Source organism: Chroococcidiopsis sp., assembly GCF_051657925.1.
Lineage (GTDB): Bacteria > Cyanobacteriota > Cyanobacteriia > Cyanobacteriales > Chroococcidiopsidaceae > Chroococcidiopsis.
Map to the genome: position 1 here is coordinate 1 of NZ_JBOFLP010000343.1, position 7,473 is coordinate 7,473.

A 7,473-nucleotide genomic window follows, 5' to 3' on the forward strand; every position below is an offset into this window, starting at 1 on the left:
ATTGCGATCGCGCAGCCACGATCGCAACTCAATCAGATTATTTTCTGTTAACAGTTCCCTCGCCGCCACATCTGCCAAGCGCAACCCAATCCCGAATGGTTGTTTGGGAGCTAGCCGTTGCTTCAATGCGGGAATGTACTGCTGGAGGTTAGCAAAAACTTGGCTCCACCCCTCCCCAGGATGAATATTAGTGCAATATGTTAAATGTAAATTACGATCGATTTTCATTGTCAGCTATCAGTAGAGAGCGGCTAGTAGTAAATAGGGTGTGGGGTGTGGGGTGTGGGGTGTAGTGGATTGTTAACTGGTCACTGGTCACTGGTCACTGGTCACTAGTCACTGATAACTGCTCCCTACTTCTGTCAGCTAAAATTGCGATCGCTTCCCCGTACAGCATCGGATCGACTTCGTGAACTTCAATTCCCTGTCCAAGCGCTTGCAGGAGCATGAGAGTTAACTCGCCGCCTAAATGCTCTCGAAACTCAGTGAGTCCCTGAAATAAGCAGTCTTGTCTCATTTGGGGGACGTATAAGGCAAAGCCTAGCGCCTCCAGAAGATTGAGTATCTGTTGCCACTCACCGCGCGAAAGTAGCCCTAATAGATAAGAATAGGTACTGTCCAATGCGATGCCGATCGCGACAGCTTCCCCGTGGCGCAAGCTGTAGTCAGTCAATTGCTCTAGTTTGTGCGCAGCCCAATGACCGAAATCTAAGGGACGAGACGAACCCATTTCAAACGGATCGCCACTGTTAGCTATATGTTCTAGATGCAACTGAGCGCAACGATAAATTAGTTGTTGCATGGCATCTATCTCTCGCCGCACCAATGCAGGAGCAGAGCTGGCGATCGCGTCAAAGAAGCTTGCGTCTTTGATTAAAGCAACCTTGATTGCTTCGGCAATGCCCGATCGCCAATCGCGATCGTCCAAGCTGTAGAGAAAGTCGCAGTCATTTAAAACAGCATAGGGAGGCGCAAACGTGCCGAGAAAGTTTTTCTTGCCAAAAGCATTGATGCCATTTTTAACGCCTACACCGGAATCGTTTTGAGCTAATACGGTTGTCGGGACTCGGATAAGCCGAATGCCTCGGTGAGCGGTTGCGGCTGCATATCCTGCCATATCCAATACAGCACCACCACCGATCGCCAATACATAGGAGTGACGGCATAAGCCAGTTTGGTGAATTAGCTGTTGAATTTGTTCAATTGCCTGGGGATCGTTTTTAGTAGCTTCTCCACCAGCAACGACTTTCACAGCAGCCAGCTGGAATGCATGGTTATATCGTCGAGCGTAGGTAGATAGTTGGGCAATAAAGTCTTGATGATGAGATACTAATCCCGCATCGACGATTGCAATTGCTTGTTTAGGAATATTTTCACTAGCTGTCATCACCCGTGCTAACAACGGATTGTCTAATTGAAACAATCCTTTAGTGAAATGCACTTGATAGCGAAAGGTGACAGATACACGTTGATGAATTGGTTGCAGACTGTAATTAGTCTGACGCTGAATTTCAAGAATCATGTGAGGAGTGAGGAGTGAGGAGCGAGGGGATAAGGAGAACAAGAGGAAAAGAGAGCTGCGGAAGCTGGGGGAGAAAGAAATTTAAATTCCCTACACCCCACACCCCACACCCTACACCCTCTTCACGACTCCCAACACATCACTTTTTTCCATTAGTGCAGCGCGAGTCATGGCTTGTTTAAATACTTCGATTGAGTGAGAGCCGTCAACTGTGACTTTGTTGTTAAAGATGAATAATGGTACACTGGTAATCCCATTTAGTCGCGCAAATGTTGACTCAGCGATAACTGAGTTAACTAACGCATGACTATCTAAAAAATTACGAAATTTATTTGTATTTACGCCAACAGCATCGCCTATAGAAATCAGAGTTTCCCGATCGCCAAGATTGAGGTTACGTTCAAAATAAGCTTGATAAATTGCTTCAACTAAAGTTGTTTTGAGATCTTCAGGTGTTAAAGCAACTAATTGATGAGCAAGAGTTGTGTTAACAGCCAAAGAGATCTGATTAAAATCTAGCTTAACTCCTGCTCTCTCACCTATCTGGCGAGTGCGATCGAACATTTGCTGTAGTGCTGCCGCTTCGATTCCTTTTCTTGCCTGCATAAAGCTACGAAACTCATATCCTTCGGGCGGAATGGAGTTATCTAATAAGAATGGATGCCAACGAATGCGGATAGCTTCACCATGCCATTGAGCGATCGCATCAAACAAGTGTTTTTTGCCAATCCAGCACCAAGGGCAAGCAAAATCGTGGAAAATATCAATCAACATAGGGGTAATGGGTAACAGGAAGTCAAAAGTCAAAAGTCAGAAGTCAAAATTAACTGATAACCGATTGCTGGCACTGAGTTACAGCAATGGTCGCTTCGCGAACCTCCGAAGGCATTGCGTATTCTTTTTGTTTGGTGGAAGCTAAATTTTCTTGAGTAAAAAAGCTTTGGGCAATTTCAAATTCTCGGATTAATGACGAACGGTCTTTTTTAACAACGAGTTCTGCTAAACGGCTGTAGGTTTGTGCTAATCTGGCGATCGCTTCGCATCTTTCTTCTGTAGCTAGCATAATATCTACGCATAAAGCTGGATTTTGTGTGAATAAGCGATTGACAATCTCAATCTCTTGACGATAACTGGGAGTTGACATTGACAAGCTTCGATCGAGATCGATGTTTTCTACTGATAAGAATGCACCGCAGCAAAATCGAGAAAAGTGTTGCGTTGCTTGGATCGTTACCATAATGCGATCGTGTTCTTCAGGCGTGCAGCTAATTAATTCGCCACCGCGATCGGCAATAAAATCTAATAACCACTGAAATATTTCGTCGTTTCGCCCAGAACAAATCACGACTTTTTGTCCAGCAAACGATTTAACGCTGGGACCAAACATCGGATGCAATCCCATCACGGCTCCGGCATGATTTGCCAGCATTGCCTGTACGGGTTGGGCTTTAATACTTGTAATGTCAGCTAAAGCTGTAGTTGGCGACAGATACTTGGCTGCACGTTCGATAACAGCTACTGTCCGTTCGATGGGAACGCTAACTATGACAAGTTCTGCTTCACCCAGCAGTTGACTGGCTCGATCCCAGTCCTGGTTACCCAAAGTACTAACCTGATGCCCAGTTGTAGACAGATGTTGGGTAAAAAACTTACCCATCCTACCCCGTCCACCAATAATCGTGATTTTTCGAGACCTGTTATGACTTAATGAATTTGATGTCATTGTAAAAGTTTGGTAGTTGGTAGTTGGTAGTTGGGTAAAGCTTGAAGGGCAATCTCCCTTACCCCTTATCCCCTACCCCTTATCCCTCTTTTCAAGTCACAGCAAATATTTGTGCGAGTGCGATCGAAATCGGTAAAAGACACAGAACGAATAAGCCATAAGGCAAACTGGCGAAACCAGCGGCAATAGTTGCATCGAGAATGACGAGCGATAGTATGCCCGAGCGCACGGCATTGCGGATCTGTTGTGGAGTGGGTTGGCGTACAGCTTGAATAACGGGGGGCAGTAGATATCCAGTAAATAGCGCGATCGCGGGTAATGCTTTGAGGATGTGATAATTGGGCAACAGCTCTAATCCAAACAGCGCACCAATGACGGTAAAAATTAGTAAAAGCGCGATCGTCGGAGTATTACCTTTAGCTCCATGTACTTCACCCTGACTGAGGCTAGTAATTGCAGCAATGTAAAAAATCGGAATAAGTGCTAAAAACCAATATTCACCAACTATTGCAGGCACGGCACTCATACCGAGTAAGAGATTGCCACCGCGACACAAGCCCATATTCAGCGCCCCTACTAGAGGCTGATGCTTGCCTAAACTGTCATACACGACTGCCCCAACTGCAATGCAAATAGCCAAAATTGCACTTAGGAAGGAAACTTGACTAGCGGCGACTATACCAACAAGTAACAGCACGCTAGCCAGTGTAGCTGCGCTTTGACGGGATGCTCTCCCACTTGGGATAGGTCTTTCGGGTCGCTCTTTAGTATCTAGTTCGGCATCAAAGACATCATTAAATACAACTCCGCCACCATACAGACCCGTGGTCGCTAACAGCAACCATCCGAGTGCCTCCAATTCTAGAGTTCCAGCTTGAATCACCATAAAGCCAGAAATCGCAAATCCAGCAAGAATATCTGCCCAAGCAGTAACAATATTAGCCGGACGCATCAACTGAAGATACGCCCAAAAGCGATATGAATTTAGACTTGTGGCACTCATAAGGGGTGAGGAGTGAGGGGTGAGGGGTGAGTAGTAGGGTGCGTTAATAACGCACCCTACTCGATCAAAATGTAATCGCGGCTCGATCTCACGGTTGGTTCTTGTCCGCGCAACACTGAGTTACCGTTAAACATCTGTCGCCGATCGATCGCATCTGAAGCAAGCCAGTCTGTTTCTTGTATTTGTCCGCTTTGGCTATATGCAGCTAGCGCATTTTCGTAGCAAACTGCTCGAACGTAAGTCTCTGGAATCCCCCGTTCTCGCATCAGTTGGGCAGTTTTGGGTACGGCAAGCGGATCGCTAATGCCCCAGTCAGCACTGCTATCGACAATAATGCGATCGCAACCGTATTGCTTGACAATTTCTGCCATACGTGCATTTCCCATTTTAGTTTGCGGATAAATGGTAAAAGCTGCCCAGAATCCCCGATCTAAAACTTCCTGTACTGTCTCTTCGTTGTTATGGTCGATAATTACCCGTGCTGGATCTAAGCCATGCTCGATGCAAGCATCCATACTGCGACTCGTTCCTGCTTTTTTGTTGCGATGGGGCGTATGAATTAACACCAGCATATCTAGTTCTTTCGCTAGTTCTAGTTGTCGGCGAAAGTATTTGTCTTCGGCTGGGGTTTGGTCGTCATAACCAATTTCGCCAATTGCTACCACACCTTCTTTGCAAACGTACAGTGGTAACAACTCCATCACTGCCTCGGCTAGAGCTTCGTTATTAGCCTCTTTCGGATTGATGCCGATCGTGCAGTAATGTTGAATCCCAAACTGACTCGCTCGAAACCTTTCCCACCCTACCAAACTATTAAAATAATCCTGAAACGTGCCAACGTGGGTGCGAGGTTGTCCCAACCAAAAGGCAGGTTCAATCGTCGCCACAATCCCTGACTCCCGCATAATTATGTAATCGTATGTAGTGCGAGCGGTCATGTGGATGTGAGGATCGATATAGAATTCGGAATTCGGCATTTGGAATTCGGAATTATTCATGCTTTATACTCTTCTGGTTAAGGGGCGATCGCGATTTATGATTTTGGTAATTGGTAGTTGGTAATTGGTAGTTGTGGAGTATTGGGTGTAAGGACATTTTGACTTTTGACTTTTGACTTTTGACTTTTTTTTACCAATTCCCACAATTCGGGAGATACCGAGCGGTTAGCGGCTTGGCGTTCGCTGGCATAATCGACTAACATCTCGGCTAGTTCTGGATTAGCACGGCGATCGAGTCCTTGAATTAAATGCAGTGGACTACCAACAAATAATGCTTTCAATATCATTTGATTCCAAGCAAGATTGCCAAAATACTCGGCTGGATATGGGTTTTGTAAGGCTACAGCATTAAATACATCAGTCATGTTGCTGCGTACTCCCTCAGCCGCCCGCGCTTTCATTCGCTCTGGATAAGATAGCAATGGTAGGGCTTGGTAGAGTGCGACTAACTCCCCTATATCAGCAGCAGTAAAGACTTGCTCTAACGTTTGCAAGTATTGTGATTCGTCATCTTGTGGTAGAGCTAGAACTAGGAATATCCGCGCAGTTCGATCGACACTCCAATTTATCGGAAACCAACCTTTGCGGGCAATCGCGGCTGCTTGCAAGTCGGATGGCGTTAACTGCAAGCTTTTTTTGCCCGTATAGCGCGGCGTAGCACTAAAAGCTGTAAAAAATATTTTTACAGCCGCTCCTTGAGCAATTTGCGATCGCTTTTCCTCCAACCAATTCAAACCCGCGCGATCGACATTCCGCTCCAACCAACTATAAATTAAATCGGTGATGCTAACTTGTGTTATGGTCATTGGTCATTCGTCATTTGTCATTTGTTATGGAGTGGTGAGTGGAGTGTGATGAATGGGGTGTAGGGTGTAGGGTGTAGGGTGTATGGAATTTTGAATTGCTCCCCAACTCCTCAGCTCCCTGGTCCCCCTTGTCCTCCTTGTCCCCTCACTCCTCACCCCTCACTCCTCACCCCTTAAGATGCCTTTGCCGCAGGCTTTTTTTCAACTTGACAGCAGCAACGCCAGCACCTAAAACAGCTACACCCAAAAATGCAGAAGGTTCGGGAACTTCAGCAGATGATGAGGAGCTATCGACCACATCTAACGCTTGGACGCGACCCTGGAAAAAGTCGCCAACATAAAGCTTGCCATCTTTTAAGTCTGAACCCGCCGTCCAATTAAACTTGCCTGGTTCGAGATCTAAGGGATCGCCATAGGGAGAGGGTGCGCCTAACGATAAAGGTGGTACGACATTACCATTTGCATCGCGGGCAGGTTCGCCAAATGCACTCAGAAAGTTACCATTTTTATCGAATACTTGGACGCGGCTATTGATAGAATCCGTCACGTAGATATTATCTTTCTCGTCCACTTCAACATCGATTGGCTGATTGAATTCTCCCTCGCCAGTACCTTGTTTGCCGAAGGAAAGCAGCGCATCACCTTCTGGGCTAACTACTTGAATGCGGTTGTTGAACTGGTCAGTCACAACTAAATTTCCATCAGACTTGACTGCTATGCCTGAGGGTCCTTGAAATTGTCCAGGTGTGGTTCCACTGCTGCCGATAGAACCAGTTATCTCGCCACTTGAGGGATTAAATTTCAGGATGCGATCGCTGCTATAGTCACCCACGTATCCGTTGCCACTATTATCGAATACAATACCCGATGGTCCAAAGAAAGGTCTGCCTTCAATTAGTCCGCTAAATTGACCTTGAGCAATGGATTTGACGTAGTTACCTTGCGGATCGAACACGTTAATCCGGTTGTTATTAACATCACCCGCATATAAATTTCCAGTTTCTGGTTCAAATGCGATCGCTGATTGCCCGTCAGATTGCCCAGGTCCGCTACCCGTACCACCAATGCCTTTAAGATAATTACCTTGGGAATCGAAAACCTCCAGGCGATCGGTTACGTCATTAGCCACGAAGACATTACCTGTTTCTTCTTGTACGGCGATGCCTTGAGGAATAGCAAGCGTACCTGGAGTGAATGGAGTTTCACCTGCGGCAAAGTTAGCAGGTCTACCAATACTGTCGTCATATTCTAAGGTAATGGAAGCCCCAGCTTGGGCTGTGGTGGCGAGAACGATACATCCAGCACCAGCGATCGCAATTGAGAAATTTCTGAATAAACTCATCTGTCTGACTCCTCTTGCCGAGCAATTGTATAGTTATGTGGTCTAAATTGAGGACTGAGATAAGGTTTGTTCTGGCTCT

Annotated in this window: 7 protein-coding genes and 1 pseudogene; all 8 read right to left on the minus strand. The window is 46.1% G+C overall.

The window, feature by feature from the left end:
• Positions 1-228 (minus strand): annotated as a pseudogene (locus ACRC32_RS27325) (metabolite traffic protein EboE); the annotation flags it as partial.
• 94 nt (positions 229-322) lie between these two features.
• The gene (locus tag ACRC32_RS27330) at positions 323-1,522 is read right to left on the minus strand and encodes a 3-dehydroquinate synthase (protein ID WP_438556931.1); all 1,200 of its coding nucleotides are present in this window, start codon (positions 1,520-1,522) and stop codon (positions 323-325) included.
• A gap of 111 nt (positions 1,523-1,633) precedes the next feature.
• The gene (locus tag ACRC32_RS27335) at positions 1,634-2,329 is read right to left on the minus strand and encodes a DsbA family oxidoreductase (RefSeq protein WP_438556932.1); all 696 of its coding nucleotides are present in this window, start codon (positions 2,327-2,329) and stop codon (positions 1,634-1,636) included.
• Between the two features lie 16 nt (positions 2,330-2,345).
• Complete coding sequence (gene tyrA / locus ACRC32_RS27340; protein ID WP_438556933.1) at positions 2,346-3,245, minus strand: bifunctional chorismate mutase/prephenate dehydrogenase; 900 nt, start codon at positions 3,243-3,245, stop codon at positions 2,346-2,348.
• 91 nt (positions 3,246-3,336) lie between these two features.
• Positions 3,337-4,248, minus strand: coding sequence for a UbiA-like protein EboC (gene eboC, locus ACRC32_RS27345; RefSeq protein ID WP_438556934.1), 912 nt, complete (start codon positions 4,246-4,248; stop codon positions 3,337-3,339).
• Between the two features lie 56 nt (positions 4,249-4,304).
• A complete protein-coding gene (locus ACRC32_RS27350; protein ID WP_438556935.1) occupies positions 4,305-5,246 on the minus strand; it encodes a TatD family hydrolase in 942 nt (313 codons plus the stop codon).
• 35 nt (positions 5,247-5,281) lie between these two features.
• On the minus strand, positions 5,282-6,052 hold the full coding sequence (locus ACRC32_RS27355) for an EboA family metabolite traffic protein (protein WP_438556936.1): 771 nt from the start codon (positions 6,050-6,052) through the stop codon (positions 5,282-5,284).
• Positions 6,053-6,218: 166 nt separating this feature from the next.
• On the minus strand, positions 6,219-7,394 hold the full coding sequence (gene scyF, locus ACRC32_RS27360) for a scytonemin biosynthesis PEP-CTERM protein ScyF (RefSeq protein ID WP_438556937.1): 1,176 nt from the start codon (positions 7,392-7,394) through the stop codon (positions 6,219-6,221).
• Positions 7,395-7,473: the final 79 nt, after the last annotated feature.